Raw genomic sequence first — 16,405 nt, 5'->3', positions numbered from 1 at the left:
GCCGGTCAGCCTTCCTGGAGGGTGGTCAGTCCGTGCTCGATGAAGACGGGGACGAGATCCCCGATGTGGTCGAAGCCGCGCCCGACCGTCTGCCCCAGCGTGTACCGGTAGTGGATGCCCTCCAGGATCACGGCGAGCTTGAACCAGGCGAACGCCGTGTACCAGGAGACGGCGGACACGTCCCGCCCGGAGCGCGCCGCGTACCGCTCGACCAGCTCGGCGGGCGCCGGGTGGCCGGGCGCCGAGGCGGTCGTGGAGACGGGGGAGTCCGTCAGCTCCAGCGGCACGCTGTACATCACCAGCAGACCGAGGTCGGTCAGCGGGTCGCCGAGCGTCGACATCTCCCAGTCGAGGATCGCCCGGATCGTGTCGTCCGGGCCGATCAGGACGTTGTCGAGCCGGTAGTCGCCGTGCACCACGGCCGGCGCGGGCGAGCCGGGCAGCGCGCGGCCGAGCGCCGCGTGCAGTTCGTCGATCCCGGCCAGGTCGCGGCTGCGGGAGGCGTCCAGTTGCTTGCCCCAGCGGCGGAGCTGCCGGTCGAGGAAGCCCTCCGGGCGCCCGAAGTCGGCCAGGCCCACCTCGGCGGGGTCCACCGCGTGCAGTTCCACCAGCGTGTCCACCAGCGACAGCACCGCGTCCCGGGTGCGCTCCGCGCCGAGCGGGGCGAGCTGGCCGGCGGTCCGGTACGGGGTGCCCTCGACGAACTCCATGACGTAGAACGGCGACCCGGTCACGTCCTCGTCCTCGCACAGCAGCACCGGGCGCGGCACCGGCACACTGGTCGGGTGCAGCGCGCTGATCACCCGGTGCTCGCGCTTCATGTCGTGCGCGGTCGCCAGGACGTGCCCGAGCGGGGGCCGCCGCACCACCCAGCGGCTCGTGCCGTCCCCGACCTCGTAGGTGAGGTTCGACCGGCCGCCCTCGATCAGCCGGCCGGTGAGCGGGCCGCCGACCAGGCCGGGGCGCTCGCGGTCGAGCAGGGCGCGCAGCCGGTCGAGATCGAGACCTGGCGGGTGGTCGGGGCTCATACGGGGCTCCTACGGACGGGTGAACAAGACCCCCACAATGATGCCGACCGGTCGGTATGTAGTCCAGTGGCCGCACCCAACGTGATCCGGGCCACCCTAAGGCGACGGCTCCCCACGCAGAAGCGCGGGGAGCCGTCGGGCGGTGTTTTCCGGACGTGCGCGGACGTGCGCGGACGTGCGCGGACGTGCGCGGACGGTCAGTGATCGTCCCAGTGGCCGTCGTGCCGGGCGTGCCGGTGTCCGTCGTGCAGATAGTCCACATGATCGCCGTGGAGCACGCTCTCGTGTCCGCACCCCTCGCCGTGCGCGTGCTCGTGGCCGGAGTGCGCGACATGCGCGTCCGGCTCGCACTCGTCCCAGTGCCCGCCGTGCTCGCGGTGCAGATGCCCGTCGTGGGCGTAGTCGACGTGGTCGCCGTGCGGCACCTCGGTGTGCCCGCAGGACGGGCCGTGGCTGTGCTGGTGGACGGGGTGCTCGTGGTGAAGGGTGGTCATGGCGCTCACCTTCGCGGTACGGGATTGCGGTATGAGGGGACGACGTCGCACAGGGTGCCACGCGAACGGCGCATATCGGGGCATCCCGCTTGCGTGGCGTCCGAGTACCCCGGAGGGTCGAAGGCATGAAGGCCATCAGCTACAGCCGGTACGGCGGCCCCGAGGTCCTGGAGTACGGCGATCTGCGCGACCCGAAGGTCGGCCCCGACTCGGTGCTGGTCAAGGTACGGGCGGCGGCCGTCAACCCGGTCGACTGGAAGGCCCGCCAGGGCTATCTCGCCCCGGTCCTGGACGCCGTCTTCCCGGTGGTCCCGGGCTGGGACGTCGCGGGCGTGGTGGTCGGCCTCGGCGCGGGCGTCGTGGAGTACGCGGTCGGGGACGAGGTCATCGGCTACGTCCGCGAGGACGTCCTGTCCCGGGGCACCTTCGCCGAGTACGTCGCCGCCCCGGTGCGCACCCTGGCCCGCAAGCCGCGCACCCTCACCTGGGAGGAGGCGGCCGGACTGCCCCTGACCGGCCTCACCGCGTATCAGGTGCTCCACCGGCTGCTGCGGGTACGGCGCGGCGACACCGTCCTGGTGCACGCGGCGGCGGGCGGCGTCGGCTCGATCGCCGTCCAGCTCGCCCGCCACCTGGGCGCCCGGGTCATCGGCACGGCGAGCGAGGCCAACCACGACTACGTCCGCTCCCTGGGCGGCGAACCGGTGACCTACGGCGAGGGCCTGGCCGAACGGGTGCGCGGGCTGGCCCCCGAGGGCGTGGACGCCGCCTTCGACACGGTCGGCGGCGAGACCCTGAAGATCTCCGCCCAGCTCCTCGTCCCGGACGGCCGCCTCGCGTCCATCGCGGACGGGGACGTCGTCTCCTACGGCGGCCACTACTGGTTCGTCCGCCCCGACACCGAGGACCTCACCCGCCTGGCCGAACTGGCGGAACAGGGCACGGTCCACGTCCACGTCTCCAGGACGTTCCCCCTGGACCGCGCGGCGGACGCCCACCGCCACAACGAGAAGGGCCCCACCCGCGGCAAGACCGTGGTGACGGTCCCCTGGGAGACGTGAGGCCGGGGGAGCGGTCGGAACGGCGGACCGGGCGCCGCCCTCACACGACCAGCATCGCCGCGCACACCGCCGTCGCCACCGCGCACAGCGCCGCCCCGGCGGCGAGCCGCGGGGTGAGCGGCGCCGGGGCCGTGCCCGCGGTCAGGGCGCGGATGCGGTGGTGGGCGAGCAGCAGGAAGGCCAGCCAGAGACCGCAGCACAGGGCGCAGGCCAGGATCCCGATGGCCGTGGCGCCGCCGTGCAGGGTCGTCTTCACGGCGAGCACCGCCGCGATGGTGCCCGACAGCGTCGTACGCCGCCAGGCCAGCCGGGTCCGCTCCGGCTGGAGCCCCGGATCCCGGTCCCGCACCGGCCCGGCGGTCACCCGGCCCAGCCCAGCAGCACGACGACGACCATCGCCACGGCCACCACCGCCACGACGATGCTCAGCAGCGCCGGGAACCGCGACGCCGGCAGGTCCTCGCCCCGCCGCATCGCCCGCTCGCAGCGCACCCAGTGGTTCACCGCGCGCAGTGAGCACAGCACGCCCGCCGCGAGCAGCGCGAGCGCCAGCCCGACCCGCCAGCCCCAGCGCAGATCCGGCAGGAACTGGTCCACCGCGAAGCCCCCGCCGATCAGCGCGAGGGCGGTCCGCAGCCAGGCCAGGAACGTCCGCTCGTTGGCCAGCGAGAACCGGTAGTCGGGCGTGCTGCCCTCCGCCCGGATCCGGGCGGGCGCGAACCACACCCCGACGTTCCGCACGAACTTGATCACGAGAGCGACCCTACCCGGGGCCCGCCCGGCGGGCCCCTCCGCGTCACCGCCGCCCGGACGCCCGGTCCTCCCGGTACTCCCTGAGCCGCTCATGGGCCGCGAGGCCGTCCGGCACCCACTCCCAGTCGGACAGCCGCCGCTCGACCTCCGCGTCCGGCAGGAAGTCGTACCAGGCGACCTCCTCCGCCTGCGGCCGCACCGGCAGCTCGCAGCGCACCTCGTACACCGCCGACCACCAGCTCCCGCGGTCGCCGCCGTCGTAGAGGAACTTGAACAGGAACGCGGGCCGCGGCAGTCCGCTCACGCCCAGCTCCTCCTCGGCCTCCCGCAGCGCCGCGTCGTCGTAGGACTCGCCCGCGCCGACGACCCCGCCCACGAACATGTCGTACAGCGAGGGGAAGACCAGCTTGGTGGGGGTGCGGCGGTGGACGAAGAGGCGGCCCTCGGCGTCCCGGGCCCGGATGAAGACGCACCGGTGGCGCAGGCCCTCGGCGTACGCCCGCCCGCGCGGGACCTGCCCGATGACCTGGTCGTTCTCGTCGACGATGTCGAGGATCTCGTCAGCAGCGCTCATACGCCCATCCAAGCAGGCACGGCGCGGCCGCTCGGGTCACTGGGTCTGGAGGCTCGGCAGCCGCTCCCGGGGCGCGACGCCCTTCGGCATCGCCGGGTGCAGTCCGAGCAGCACGATCCCGGCGACGATCGCGGCGAGCCCCGCCGCCTCCCAGGCCAGCGCGCCGGTGTCGGTGCGCAGCCGGTCACCGAGGAAGCCGACCCCGCAGATGATCCCGGCCAGCGGCTGGGCCGCGGTCAGGGCGGGCAGCGACATCCGCAGCGGCGCCGTCTCGAAGGCGCTCTGCACCAGCACCAGCCCGGTCACCCCGAGGGCGAGCACGGCGTACGGCTGCCAGCCGGTGAACAGCTCGGCGAGACCGCCCTCGCTGAAACGCTGCCCGCTGACCCGGGTCAGGGCGTCCTGGACGCCGTAGAGCAGACCGGCGGCGAGGGCCAGCAGGACGGGGCCGGAGCTGAGCCGGGAGCGTTTGGCGTACGTGGTGAGCAGCAGGGCGAGTCCGATCATCACGCCGATGATCAGCCAGTGCCGGAGGGGATCGGTGAGCGCGGTGCCGCCGCGCGGCTCGCCGGCCACGATGAACGTCGTCACCCCGCCCGCGAGCAGGACGAGACCCGCCCAGCCCTGCCGCCCCAGCGGCTGTTTCGTCTGGTGCCGCGAGAGCGCGAGGGCGAACAGCAGGTTCGTCGCGAGGAGCGGTTCCACCAGGGAGATCTCGCCCTGGCCCAGCGCTATGGCGCCCAGCACCATGCCGGCCACCATCAGCGCGATCCCGCCCAGCCAGCGCGGCACCCGCACCAGGTCGATCAGCAGCCGCAGCGACAGGAAGTCGCCGAGCGGTGCCCGCTGGGCCGCGTTCTGCTGGAGGACGAACCCGAACCCCAGGCAGCAGGCGGCGCCGACGGACAGCACGAGAACCAGAACCGACACGCTGCGTACCTCGATCATCCGGTGCGTTCCGGGAGCGGGGGAGCACCCGGAACCGGGCGGTTGACTCGGCCGGTCGCGGCACCCGGTCCAGGCCGGGAGCGACGGGCGACCTACCGCCATGGTGTGGGCTCCGGACGGCCCGCGCCATGGCGTACGCCACATCAAATGTGTCCGCGGTGCCGCCCCGGGGTACCTCACCAGCGGCGGGGTGCCATCAACTTCCTTGGTGACACGCTCGGTTGACACCTGTCACGGCGCGGCGTCACTTGACGCGGACCTTGGCTGGGGATTTGCTGTGCGTGATCGGCCGATCGCGGGCCGATGATCAGAACAGTCACCGAGGAGGATGAGGAAGTCCCGCGGTGCCCCAACCCCCGCTCTCCCACGGCCGAGGCGGCGACGACCGCGCCCGCGACGGCGCGGCCCGCCCCGGACCGGACCCGGCCCTCGACGACGCCGAGGCCGGTGCCGCCCGCGCCGCCCTGGCCCAGGGCCGCCGGCAGGCCGCCCGCGCCCTGCTCCTGCGCACCGGCGACGACTGGGACCGCCGCGCCCACCGGATCACCGTCCTCGCCCACGAGCCGTACGCCGCCGCCTGGGCCCACGCCTGGCTGCTCGACGATCCCGGCACGGCCGACGCAGCCGTCCTGTACGCCCTCGCCCAGGTCCGGCGCGCCATGCTCGGCAAGGAGGACCGCGACCTCGCCCGCGAGGCGTGCCGGTCGGCCGCCGCGCTCGCGCCCGCCGACCCCACCCCCTGGCTCGGCCTGCTGATGCTGGAGCGGGACGCCGGCCCGGAAGCCGTCCGGATCTTCGAGGAGATCAGGGCCCGGCACCGCGACCACCACCACGCGCACCATCTGATGGTCGCCCGGCTCGCCGAGCGCCGCGCCGGCACCGGCCCGGACCCGCTCCACGAGGTGTACGACTTCGCCGCCTGGGCCGCCGAGCAGGCCCCCGCGGACTCGCCGCTGGCCATCCTCCCGGTCGTCGCGCACGCCGAGCGCTACCGCGTCCTGGCCGCCGGCGGCTTCGTCCCGTGCGACCCGGTGGCCTCCGCGCACTGGCGCGGCAGCCGGGCCCGGGACGTGATGAAGGCCGCCTTCGACTGGCTGCTGGAGTGGGAGCACGACGGCCACCCCCGCCGCCTCGTCGACCTGAACCACCTCGCCCACGCCAAGGTCTGCGAGGGCCGGGGCGCCGAGGCGGCCGCCCTGTTCCGGCACATCGGTCCGCACCTCACACCGGAGCCGTGGTCCTACCCGGACCGCGACCCGCACGACGCCTTCCGGGCGGCACGGGCCGACGCCCTCGGCCTCCCGGACCGGCCGGAAGAGGCGTGAGAAGTGATGACGGAAGTCTGACGGCGGCCCGGAATCCCTGGCCCCGCCCGCCCCCTGAGTGCTCGAATGGACAGGTGAATCCCGAACCACCGGCCGGACCGTCCGGGGAGGGGCGCGGCACCCCCGTCGGCCGCCGGGTCTTCCTCGGCACCCTCGCCCTCGGCGCCCTGGGCGTCGTCGCCGCACCACCGCTCCAGCGCGGCCTGGAGAGCTTCCTGGGCGCCGCCGCCGACAAGGACCCCACCGGCCTGACCGGACTGCTGCCCAACGGCGGCGGCTTCCGCTACTACTCGGTGGCCTCCTCCGTGCCGCACCGCGACGCCACGGACTACCGCCTCACCGTCGACGGCCTGGTCGACCGCCCCGCCACCCACACCCTGGCCGGCCTCAGGGCGCTGCCGCAGACCCGGATGGTCAGGGACGTCCAGTGCGTCACCGGCTGGCGGGTCCCCGACACCGCCTTCGAGGGCGTCCGGCTGTCCGTCCTGCTGGACGCGGCCGGGGTGCGGTCCGGGGCCGGCGCCGTCCGCTTCACCTGCTTCGACGGCACCTACAGCGAGAGCCTCACCCTCGACCAGGCCCGCCGCGCCGACGTCCTGGTCGCGCTGCGCATGCAGGACAAGGACCTCGGCCACGACCACGGCGGCCCGGTCCGCCTCTACGTGGCCCCCATGTACTTCTACAAGTCCGCCAAGTGGCTCTCCGGCATCACCGTCACCGAGAAGGTGCGCCCCGGCTACTGGGAGGAGCGCGGCTACGACGTCGACGCCTGGGTCGGCCGGTCGAACGGGCGGGACGATGCGCCTACCGACTGAGGCGCCGCCGACGGCCCGGATCCCCCGCTTCACCCGCGCCGAACGCTGGATCCACCGCACCACCGCCCTGCTCATGGGCGTCTGCGTGGTGACCGCCGCCGCGCTGTACGTTCCGGAGTTCGCGCAGCTCGTCGGCCGCCGTGCGCTGGTGGTCCGGCTGCACGAGTGGGCCGGTCTCGCCCTGCCGGTGCCCGTCCTCGCGGGCCTGGCCTCCCGTGCCTTCCGCGGCGACCTCGGCCGGCTGAACCGCTTCGGCCCGCACGACCGGCGCTGGCTGCGCGCCGCCCTGCGCCGGGACCGGCGGCGCGCGGAACGCCCGGCGGGCAAGTTCAACGCCGGGCAGAAGATCTACGCGGCCTGGATCGCCGGGGCGACGCTGGTGATGCTCGGCACCGGGCTGCTCATGTGGTTCACCCACCTCACCCCGGTCCAGTGGCGCACCAGCGCGACCTTCGTCCACGACTGGCTGGCCCTGACGATCGGGATCGTCCTCGCCGGCCACATCGGCATGGCCCTCGGCGACCCGGAGGCGCGCCGCGGCATGCGGACGGGGGCGGTGAGCCGGGAGTGGGCGGAGCGCGAGCATCCGCTGTGGCGGGACTGAACCGGCCGCGCCCACTCCCCGTGGTGATCCGCCGCTACAGAATCAGCGACAGCAGCAGGACGAAGCCGCCCGCGACCACCGAGATGATCGTCTCCATCACCGACCAGGTCTTGACGTTCTGGCCGACCGTGAGCCCGAAGTACTCCTTGACCAGCCAGAACCCGGCGTCGTTGACATGGCTGAAGAAGAGCGAGCCGGCGCCGATGGCGAGGACCAGCAGGGCCGTGTGGGTCGTGGACATGTCGGCCGCGAGCGGGGCGACCAGACCGGCCGCCGAGATGGTCGCCACCGTCGCCGAACCGGTCGCCAGCCGGATCGCCACCGCGATCAGCCAGGCCAGCAGCAGCGCCGGGATCGACCAGTTCTCGGAGATCTCCAGGACCATCCGGCCCACACCGGAGTCGATCAGCGTCTGCTTGAAGCCGCCGCCCGCGCCGACGATCAGCAGGATGCCCGCGATGGGCGCGAGCCCCTTCTCCACGACCTGCGCGACCCGCTCCTTGGAGAAGCCGGCGGGCCGGCCCAGCGTGAAGATGCCGAGGAGCACGGCGGCGAGCAGGGCGATCATCGGGGAGCCGACGACGTCGAAGACGCGCTGCACGGTGTGCGTGGGGTCGTCCACGACGATGTCGACCAGGGCCTTGGCCAGCATCAGCACGACGGGCAGCAGGATGGTGACCAGGGTGGCGCCGAAGCCGGGCCGCTTGTCCAGGTCCTCGGAAGGGCGCTGCGGGATCATCCGGTCCGGGGCGGGGACGTCGACCCAGCGGGCGGCCGTGCGGGAGAACAGCGGGCCCGCGATGACGACCGTCGGGATGGCGACGAGCACGCCCAGCGCCAGGGTGACGCCGAGGTTGGCGCCGACCGCGTCGATCGCGACCAGCGGACCGGGGTGCGGCGGCACCAGGCCGTGCATCACGGACAGTCCGGCCAGCGCCGGGATGCCGATGCGCATGAGCGAGTAGTTGCCGCGCCGGGCGACCATCAGCACGACGGGGATCAGCAGCACCACGCCGACCTCGAAGAACAGCGGCAGGCCGATCACCGAGGCGATCAGCACCATCGCCCACGGCATCGAACGGCCGCCGGCCCTGGCGAGGATCGTGTCGACGATCTGATCGGCGCCGCCGGAGTCGGTGAGCATCCGGCCGAGGATCGCGCCCAGCGCGATCAGCACGCCCACACCGGCGACCGTGGCGCCGAGTCCGGTGGTGAAACTGAGGATGACCTTGTCCAGCGGTGCCCCGGCGAACGCGCCGAGCGCGAGCGAGCCGATGGTCAGCGCCAGGAAGGCGTGCAGCTTGAACTTGGTGATGAGCAGGACGATGACGGCGATGCCCGCCACAACGGCGAGGCCGAGCTGAGCGTGGCCGGCTGAGGTGATCGGCTCGACGGTGTCCGCTGCCAGCATCTCGACGCTGAGTCTGGTCACGGGGATTCCCTTGCGATACGGGGGACGGGGGAGGGCGTGGGGGGTTACCCGACGGGTTCGGGTTCGGGAAGATCGCCGAGCGCGCCCGCGGCACGGGCGGTGATCTCCTCCGGGCCGCCGGTGACATCGACGGTGACGCCCGCCTCGTCCGCCGTGAGCGGTTCGAGGGTGGCGAACTGGGAGTCCAGGAGGGCGGTCGGCATGAAGTGGCCCCGACGGTGCCCCATCCGGTCCTCGATCAGCTCCCGGGAGCCACTGAGGTGCAGAAAGACCAGTCCGGGGGCGGCGGCCCTGAGCCGGTCGCGGTAGGACCGCTTCAGCGCCGAGCAACTGACCACCCCGCCGAGCCCGGTCCGCTCCTGCGCCCAGCCGCCGATGGCGTCCAGCCACGGCAGCCGGTCCGCGTCGTCGAGCGGGATGCCCGCCGACATCTTGGTGATGTTGGCCGGCGGGTGGAACTCGTCGCCCTCGGCGTAGGGGACGCCGAGCCGGGCGGCGAGCAGCGGACCGACCGTGGTCTTGCCCGTTCCGGCGACGCCCATCACGACGACGACGTGGGGGGTGTGCATCACTACCTCGCTGTCCTGTCGACACCTGATGTCGACGCCACTGAAACGCATTAGGTACGACTATTCAAGAGTGTGTGACATATAAGTCTGACTTTTTAGCGGGGTGACGCACCCCGTACTCTGAGTGCATGACCACTCCGGGCCGAGGTCTGCACGGCCATGTACTGGAAGCACTCGGCCCCGCCATCACCGCCGGTGAGTACCCGCCGGGCAGTGTGCTGCGCACCGACGAACTGGCCCAGCGCTTCGAGGTCTCCCGCTCCGTGATGCGCGAGGCGGTCCGCGTCCTGGAGTCCATGCACCTGGTCGAGTCGCGCCGCCGGGTCGGCGTCACCGTCCGCCCCAAGGCCGAGTGGAACGTCTACGATCCCCAGGTCATCCGCTGGCGGCTGGCCGGCGCCGACCGCCCGCACCAACTGCGCTCGCTCACCGTGCTGCGCTCCGCGATCGAACCGGTCGCCGCGGGTCTGGCCGCACGGCACGCCACGGCGGCGCAGTGCGCCGAGCTGACCGAATGCGCGCTGGGCATGGTCGCCCACTCACGCGGCCACCAGTTGGAGGGCTACCTCCTGCACGACGTGGCCTTCCACCGGGTGATCCTCACCGCCTCGGGCAACGAGATGTTCGCCCGCCTCGGGGACGTGGTCGCCGAGGTCCTCACCGGCCGCACCCATCACGAGGTCATGTTCGAGGACCCCGACCCGGCCGCCGTCACCCTCCATGTCGACCTCGCCGAGGCCGTCCGGGAGGGCGACCCGGCCCGCGCGGAGGCCCTGACCCGCCAGATCACCGCCGGTGCCCTCCAGGAACTCGACATCCTGGCCCCCTGAACCGGCCCTACCGGTGCTCCCCGTCCACGTACACCCAGGCCCCGTCCACCCGCTCGAAACGGCTGACCTCGTGCAGGGCGCCGCCCCGGTAGGACGCCCGGAACTCCACCGTGCCGTTCGTGTGGAAGGCCGTCCCGCCGTCCACCGCGAGCACCTCCAGCCCCGTCCACCGCGTCCCGGGATCCAGCTCCAGCCCCTCCGGCCGGGTCCGCGGATGCCAGGTCCGCACCAGATACCCGACGTCCCCCTTCACGAACGCGCAGTACCGCGACCGCATCAACGCCTCGGCCGTGGGAGCCGCAGCCCCCGAGTGATACCGCCCGCAGCAGTCGTCGTAGGCCCGGGGGAGACCACAGGGGCAGGAGAGCCCGGCCTTCGAGGCGGCGGCGGAGGAGGAGACGGGACGGCGGGTACGTCGTGACATGCCCACCATTGTGCCGAGAGCGGCCCGCGGGCTACGCCACCCGCGCGTCCTGCGTGGGCAGCGGCGGCAGTTCGGGCCGGTCCAGCCACGCCGTCAGCAGGCCGTCCAGCGGGTCGTCGGCGTGACGGGCGACGTGGGAGCGGAAGGTGGCGGTGGAGACCGCGCCGCCGCGGTGCAGGCCTGCCCAGGCGCGCAGCATCCGGAAGAACGGCTCGTCGCCCATCGCGCAGCGCAGCGCGTGCAGGGTGAGGCCGCCGCGTTCGTAGAGCCGGTCGTCGAACATCGACTTGCGGCCGGGGTCGGCGAGGCGCAGGTCCTGCGGCTGACCGGACAGCAACCGGTGGGCGGCGGCGGCCAGTTGCTGGGCGGTCCGGCCGCCCGAGCGCTCCGACCACAGCCACTCCGCGTACTTGGCGAAGCCCTCGTTCAGCCAGATGTGCCGCCAGTCGGCGATCGACACGCTGTTGCCGAACCACTGGTGGGCCAGCTCGTGCGCCACCAGCCGCTCCGAACCACGGGCCCCGTCCACATGGTTGACGCCGAACAGCGACAACCCCTGGGCCTCGACGGGGACATCGAACTCCTCGTCGGCCACGACCACGGCGTACTCGTCGAACGGGTAGGGCCCGAAGAGCCGTTGGAAGAGGTCCATCATCGCGGGCTGCCGGGCGAAGTCCCGGGAGAACTGCGGCAGCAGATGCGCGGGGATGTGCCCGTGCATCGGCACCCCGCCGAGCCCCGGATCGCCGAGGAGCACCGTCTGGTACTTGCCGATCGACAGCCCGACGAGATAGCTCGACGTCGGCGCCGCCTGCTCGTACACCCAGGTCGTGGTGGACGCCTTGGTGGTGCGGGTCAGCAGCCGGCCGCCCGCCACCACCGAGTACGCCGAAGGCGTGGTGATCGAGATGAGGTAGGTCGCCTTGTCGGCGGGGCGGTCGTTGCAGGGGAACCAGGAGGGCGCGCCGGTCGGCTGGCTCGCCACCAGCGCGCCGTCCGTCAGCTCCTCCCAGCCGAGCCCGCCCCAGGGGCTGGACACCGGCTTGGGATTGCCCGACCAGTGGATCTCCACGGTGAACGCGGCCCCCGCGCGCAGCGGCTTCGCGGGCCGCACCCGCAGCTTGCCGCCGCGGTGGGTGTAGTTCGCCTGCCGTCCGTCCACCCGGACCCGGCCGATCCGGAAGTCGGCCAGGTTGAGCTGGAACTCGGGCAGCGGCGCCCGGCCCGCGATCGCGTTGATCCGGGCCGTGCCGGAGAGCCGGTTGGGGCCGGGCCGGTAGTCCAGCGTGAGTTCGTAGCGATGCACCCGGTACCGGGGATCGCCGTTGTCCGGGAAGTACGGGTCCGGACCCACTGACTGCTGCACTGCCACTTCCGCGTCCGCTCCCTGCGCTGTGCTCCAACCGCCGCCGACCCACCCGCCGTCGACCCACCCGCCGTCGGCACACCGTCCGTCGGCACACCGCCCGCCGGGTCCGGGGTGCCCGCTCTCAGGGGCGCCACGCCTCGATCGGGTTGCCCAGCCACCGGGTGTCGTCCGGGACGGACTCCGCGGCCATGACGAGCGACGCGGGACCCAGCGTCGTACGGGCCCCGACCGTGCTGCCGGGCAGCACGATCCCGCCAGGGCCCAGCGTGGCACCCTCACGGAGGACCACAGTATCCGTCCGCAAGATCCGGTCGTGGAAGAGGTGAGTCTGGAGCACACAGCCCCGGTTGACCGTCGCCCCGTCCTCCAGGGTGACCAGGTCGGCCTCCGGCAGCCAGTAGCTCTCCACCCACACCCCCCGGCCGATCCGCGCCCCCAGCCCGCGCAGCCACACCGCCGTCACCGGCGTCCCCGGCACGGCGGCCCCCAGCCACGGCACGGCCAGCACCTCGACGAAGGTGTCCGCCAGCTCGTTGCGCCACACGAAGGAACTCCACAGCGGATGCTCCCCGGCGCGGTGCCGCCCCACCAGCAGCCACTTCGCCACCACCGACACCGCCCCGGCCGCCGCACCCGCCCCGAGCAGCACCGGGCCGCCCAGCAGCGGCGCCCAGCCGCCCAGCGCGCACAGCGCCGCCACCGTCAGCACGGCCAGCGCCGCCGAGCAGAACACCGGCACGATCCGGCACAGCTCCACCAGGGCCCGCGCCCACAGCAGCCGCGCCGGCGGCTCGTAGGTGCGGCTCCGGTCGCCGTCGGCCGCGCTCCGCGGCAGTTTCACCGGCGGCAGCCCCAGATAGGAGCTGCCCTTCTTCGCCTTCTTCGGCGTCGCCGACAGCACCCCGACCAGCCCGCCGTCCGGCACCGACCGGCCCGGCGCGGTCATCCCCGAGTTCCCGAGGAACGCCCGCCGCCCGATCTCCGCCCGCCCGATCCGCACCCAGCCGCCCCCCAGCTCGTACGGCGCGGTCAGTGTGTCGTCCGCGAGGAACGCGCCCTCGCCGACCGTGGTCAGACTCGGCAGCGCCAGCACCGTCGACACCTCGGCGCCCCGCCCGATCCGCATCCCGAGGAGCCGCAGCCACAGCGGGGTGACCAGCCCCGCGTACAGCGGGAACAGCGTCTCGCGGGAGCGGTCCATCAACTGCGTCACCGTCCACGCCTGCCAGCCCACCCGGCCGTGCGTGGGATGCGTGCCCTCCCGCAGCCCGACGCTGAGCAGCCGTACGGCGGCCAGCAGCAGCACCGCGTACGCCAGCCCGTAGGCCAGCGTCGCCGGGACCAGCGCGAGAACCGCCCCGCGCAGCGCCCCGCCGAGCCCGAGACCGGGGGTGACGAACACCCGGGCCACCAGCAGCGCGGCCCCGGCCGCCGCCACCGGCAGCAGATTCAGCGCGACGCCGGTCACGCCGTACATCACCCGCCAGTACCGGCCGCGCCCGGGCCGCTCCTTCGGCCAGTTGCGCTTGGCCTTGCCGAGCTTGACCGCGGGCGCGCCCGCCCAGCGCTGCCCGGTCGGGACCTGCCCGGTGACCGCCGAACCGGGCGCCACCTCGGCCCGCTTGCCGACGCGGGCGCTCGGGAAGAGCAGACTGCGCGTGCCGACGACGGCGTGCGCGCCCACCTTGACCGCCCCGATCTCCAGCCGGTCGCCGTCCAGCCAGTACCCGGACAGATCCACCTCGGACTCGACGGCGGCGCCCCGGCCCAGCTTCAGCAGCCCGGTGACCGGCGGCAGCGAGTGCAGATCGACGTCCGGCCCGATCCGGCAGCCCAGCGCCCGCGCGTACCGCTCCAGCCACGACCCGGTCAGCGAGGTCGCCCCGGTGGACTCGGCCAGCCGCTCGGCCGCCCACAGCCGCAGATGCGCCGACCCGCCCCGCGGATACCGTCCGGGCGTCACACCCCGCAGCAGCAGCCGCGCCCCGCCCGCCGCGAGCGCGATCCGCCCGGGCGGAGTGAACAGCAGCAGTACACCGGCACCGAGCAGCCACCAGGGCGCCGTCGGCAGCCAGGCGTACCCGGGCAGCAGGTTGCCCAGCACGGCCAGTGCGACCCACCAGCGCAGCCCCAGCAGGGCGGCGAGCGGCACCAGCACCAGGAGCTGGACGAGCTGCGCCCGTCTCGGCACCGGCGCCACCGTCCGGCGGTCGCCCGCCTCGCGCACCGACGCCTCCAGCCGGCGGGCCAGCTTGCGCAGGGTCGGCTGCTGGTAGACGTCCAGCACGGCGGCGGCCGGATAGCGGGTGCGCAGCCGGGTGGTGAGCTGGGCGGCGGCCAGACTGCCGCCGCCGATCGCGAAGAAGTCGTCGCCGGCCGAGCCGACCGGGAGGCCCAGCACCTCGGTCCACTGCTCGGCGAGCCACGCCTCGGTGCCGTACAACCGCTCGCCCGGGGCCTCCACGCCCTCCAGCGGCCAGGGCAGCGCGTCGCGGTCGACCTTCCCCGAGGTCCGGGTCGGCAGCTCCGCCACCGGCGCGAGCAGCGGCACCAGGGCGGCGGGCAGCTCGGCGCGCAGCTTCTCCACCGCCGCGGACCGGTCCCAGCCGTCCTGCGTCACCACATACCCGACCAGCAACTGATTGCCGCCGCGCGCGGTCCGTACGGCGGCCGCGGCCCCCGCGACCCCGGGCAGCGCCTGGAGCGCCGCGTCCACCTCACCCAGCTCGATCCGCCGCCCGCCGAGCTTGATCTGCTCGTCGGCCCGCCCCAGGAACACCAGCCCCTCGGCGTCGGCCCGCACCAGGTCACCGCTGCGGTACGCCCGCTCCCAGCCCAGCGAGGGCAGCGGCGCGTACTTCTCCGCGTCCTTCCCGGCGTCCAGGTACCGGGCGAGCCCGACCCCGCCGATCACCAGCTCACCGCTGCCGCCCAACGGCACCGGCTCCCCGGCCTCGTCGACGACGGCCAGCTCCCAGCCGCGCAGCGGCAGCCCGATCCGCACCGGCTCCGCGCCCGACATCAGCGCGGCGCAGGCGACCACGGTGGCCTCGGTCGGCCCGTAGGTGTTCCACACCTCCCGCCCCTCGGTCACCAGCCGCTGCACCAGCTCGGGCGGGCACGCCTCACCGCCGAAGATCAGCAGCCGGACGTCGTTGAGGGTCTCGGGCTCCCAGAGCGCGGCCAGGGTCGGCACGGTGGAGACGACGGTGATCTCCTGCTCCACCAGCCAGGGACCGAGGTCCGCGCCGCTCCTGACCTGCGCCCTGGGCACCGGCACCAGACAGGCGCCGTGCCGCCAGGCCAGCCACATCTCCTCGCAGGAGGCGTCGAAGGCCACCGACAGCCCGGCCATCACCCGGTCGCCGGGCCCGATCGGCTCCTCGGCGAGGAACAGCGCGGCCTCGGCGTCCACGAACGCGGCGGCGCTGCGATGGCTCACGGCGACACCCTTGGGCCGCCCCGTCGAACCGGAGGTGAAGATGATCCAGGCGTCGTGCTCGACCCCGGGCCGCCCGGCCCTCTCCCGGCCCTCCGCCGCGCTCCGGGTCGGGGCGATCCCGTGCCCGGCCCCGATCACCGCCCGCACCCCGGCCTCGCCGAACACCAGCTCGGCGCGCTCGTCGGGGTCCTCGGCGTCGACCGGGACATAGGCGGCGCCGGCCGCGAGCACGGCCAGGATCGCCACGTAGAGATCGTTGGTGCCGGACTGCACCCGCACCCCCACCCGGTCGCCGAGGCCGACCCCGGCGGCGGCGAGCCGGCCCCTGAGCCGCTCCACCTCCACCGCGAGCGCCCGGTAGGTCAGGGGCGTGGTGCCGTCGTCCAGGGCCCACTCGTCCGGGTACGACCGCACGGACGCGTCGAACACGTCGACCAGGGTCCGTGGGGAGGCGGCGGGGCCGCCGGAGAAACGTGCCGTGTCACCGAGCTGTACGCGGATGTCGTCGTCGAGCAGGCCGAGAGCACTGCTCTCGTCAATGGCTGCCATCGGTCCTCGCGTCTCGATCCCGGAAGCCTCCGGGGCGCCGGCGGGCCCGCAGGTCTGCCTGGGGTTGTCCGGGCCGGCTCCGTAACAAGCCGGAAATTTTAGTACGACGCTAAGGACGTCCCTTTGCGGCAGCCACCGGACGGACCCGTCCGGGGGACCCGTGACGAGCCGTGCGCCCACCGTGACCT

16 protein-coding genes are annotated in these 16,405 nt (G+C 73.8%); 5 read left to right on the top strand and 11 right to left on the bottom strand.

Annotation, left to right across the window (positions count from 1 at the left end; genetic code table 11):
- Positions 1-5: 5 nt before the first annotated feature.
- Positions 6-1,028: a phosphotransferase family protein gene (locus AFM16_RS08805; RefSeq protein ID WP_030797399.1), complete on the bottom strand. Its 1,023-nt coding sequence runs from the start codon at positions 1,026-1,028 to the stop codon at positions 6-8.
- Between the two features lie 197 nt (positions 1,029-1,225).
- On the bottom strand, positions 1,226-1,522 hold the full coding sequence (locus tag AFM16_RS08800) for a hypothetical protein (RefSeq protein ID WP_030797398.1): 297 nt from the start codon (positions 1,520-1,522) through the stop codon (positions 1,226-1,228).
- 125 nt (positions 1,523-1,647) lie between these two features.
- Between AFM16_RS08800 and AFM16_RS08795 the strand changes: the two genes are divergently transcribed.
- Positions 1,648-2,583 carry an NADP-dependent oxidoreductase gene (locus AFM16_RS08795; protein ID WP_078632967.1) on the top strand — a complete coding sequence of 312 codons (936 nt, stop codon included), beginning with the start codon at positions 1,648-1,650 and terminating at the stop codon, positions 2,581-2,583.
- A gap of 40 nt (positions 2,584-2,623) precedes the next feature.
- On the opposite strand, the gene AFM16_RS08790 is transcribed toward AFM16_RS08795, so the two are convergent.
- From AFM16_RS08790 to AFM16_RS08775, 4 genes are read right to left on the bottom strand one after another with little or no spacing between them, the layout of a single operon-like run.
- Complete coding sequence (locus AFM16_RS08790) at positions 2,624-2,947, bottom strand: DUF202 domain-containing protein (RefSeq protein WP_078632966.1); 324 nt, start codon at positions 2,945-2,947, stop codon at positions 2,624-2,626.
- Complete coding sequence (locus tag AFM16_RS08785) at positions 2,944-3,336, bottom strand: YidH family protein (protein ID WP_078632965.1); 393 nt, start codon at positions 3,334-3,336, stop codon at positions 2,944-2,946. The genes AFM16_RS08790 and AFM16_RS08785 overlap by 4 nt, the downstream gene beginning before the upstream one ends.
- A 43-nt stretch (positions 3,337-3,379) precedes the next feature.
- Positions 3,380-3,910 (bottom strand): NUDIX hydrolase, encoded by a 531-nt coding sequence (locus tag AFM16_RS08780; protein ID WP_078632964.1) that lies wholly within the window; start codon positions 3,908-3,910, stop codon positions 3,380-3,382.
- A 36-nt stretch (positions 3,911-3,946) separates the two neighbouring features.
- Complete coding sequence (locus AFM16_RS08775) at positions 3,947-4,840, bottom strand: DMT family transporter (RefSeq protein ID WP_078636880.1); 894 nt, start codon at positions 4,838-4,840, stop codon at positions 3,947-3,949.
- A gap of 362 nt (positions 4,841-5,202) precedes the next feature.
- Between AFM16_RS08775 and AFM16_RS08770 the strand changes: the two genes are divergently transcribed.
- The 3 genes from AFM16_RS08770 to AFM16_RS08760 all read left to right on the top strand — a co-directional run bounded on the left by AFM16_RS08770 (position 5,203) and on the right by AFM16_RS08760 (position 7,602).
- Complete coding sequence (locus tag AFM16_RS08770) at positions 5,203-6,183, top strand: hypothetical protein (protein WP_078632963.1); 981 nt, start codon at positions 5,203-5,205, stop codon at positions 6,181-6,183.
- 74 nt (positions 6,184-6,257) lie between these two features.
- Entirely contained in the window at positions 6,258-6,998 is a 741-nt protein-coding gene (locus tag AFM16_RS08765) for a molybdopterin-dependent oxidoreductase (RefSeq protein ID WP_078632962.1), read from the top strand.
- On the top strand, positions 6,982-7,602 hold the full coding sequence (locus AFM16_RS08760; RefSeq protein WP_030797389.1) for a cytochrome b/b6 domain-containing protein: 621 nt from the start codon (positions 6,982-6,984) through the stop codon (positions 7,600-7,602). Before AFM16_RS08765 ends, AFM16_RS08760 begins: the two co-directional genes overlap by 17 nt.
- Positions 7,603-7,636: 34 nt before the next feature.
- On the opposite strand, the gene AFM16_RS08755 is transcribed toward AFM16_RS08760, so the two are convergent.
- The gene (locus AFM16_RS08755) at positions 7,637-9,034 is read right to left on the bottom strand and encodes a GntT/GntP/DsdX family permease (protein ID WP_030797388.1); all 1,398 of its coding nucleotides are present in this window, start codon (positions 9,032-9,034) and stop codon (positions 7,637-7,639) included.
- Between the two features lie 44 nt (positions 9,035-9,078).
- Positions 9,079-9,603: a gluconokinase gene (locus tag AFM16_RS08750; protein WP_030797387.1), complete on the bottom strand. Its 525-nt coding sequence runs from the start codon at positions 9,601-9,603 to the stop codon at positions 9,079-9,081.
- A 128-nt stretch (positions 9,604-9,731) separates the two neighbouring features.
- Between AFM16_RS08750 and AFM16_RS08745 the strand changes: the two genes are divergently transcribed.
- Positions 9,732-10,433, top strand: coding sequence for a FadR/GntR family transcriptional regulator (locus AFM16_RS08745; protein ID WP_030797385.1), 702 nt, complete (start codon positions 9,732-9,734; stop codon positions 10,431-10,433).
- Positions 10,434-10,440: 7 nt separating this feature from the next.
- On the opposite strand, the gene AFM16_RS08740 is transcribed toward AFM16_RS08745, so the two are convergent.
- The 3 genes from AFM16_RS08740 to AFM16_RS08730 all read right to left on the bottom strand — a co-directional run bounded on the left by AFM16_RS08740 (position 10,441) and on the right by AFM16_RS08730 (position 16,217).
- Complete coding sequence (locus tag AFM16_RS08740) at positions 10,441-10,857, bottom strand: YchJ family protein (protein WP_030797383.1); 417 nt, start codon at positions 10,855-10,857, stop codon at positions 10,441-10,443.
- 31 nt (positions 10,858-10,888) lie between these two features.
- Positions 10,889-12,229, bottom strand: a complete 1,341-nt coding sequence (locus AFM16_RS08735; protein ID WP_030797381.1) for a M1 family metallopeptidase — start codon at positions 12,227-12,229, stop codon at positions 10,889-10,891.
- 118 nt (positions 12,230-12,347) lie between these two features.
- Positions 12,348-16,217 carry a Pls/PosA family non-ribosomal peptide synthetase gene (locus AFM16_RS08730; RefSeq protein WP_078632961.1) on the bottom strand — a complete coding sequence of 1,290 codons (3,870 nt, stop codon included), beginning with the start codon at positions 16,215-16,217 and terminating at the stop codon, positions 12,348-12,350.
- Positions 16,218-16,405: the final 188 nt, after the last annotated feature.

Source organism: Streptomyces antibioticus (assembly GCF_002019855.1).
GTDB lineage: Bacteria > Actinomycetota > Actinomycetes > Streptomycetales > Streptomycetaceae > Streptomyces > Streptomyces antibioticus_B.
Note: the sequence above shows the minus strand (reverse complement) of the source record. Positions and strands in the feature narration are given on the sequence as shown.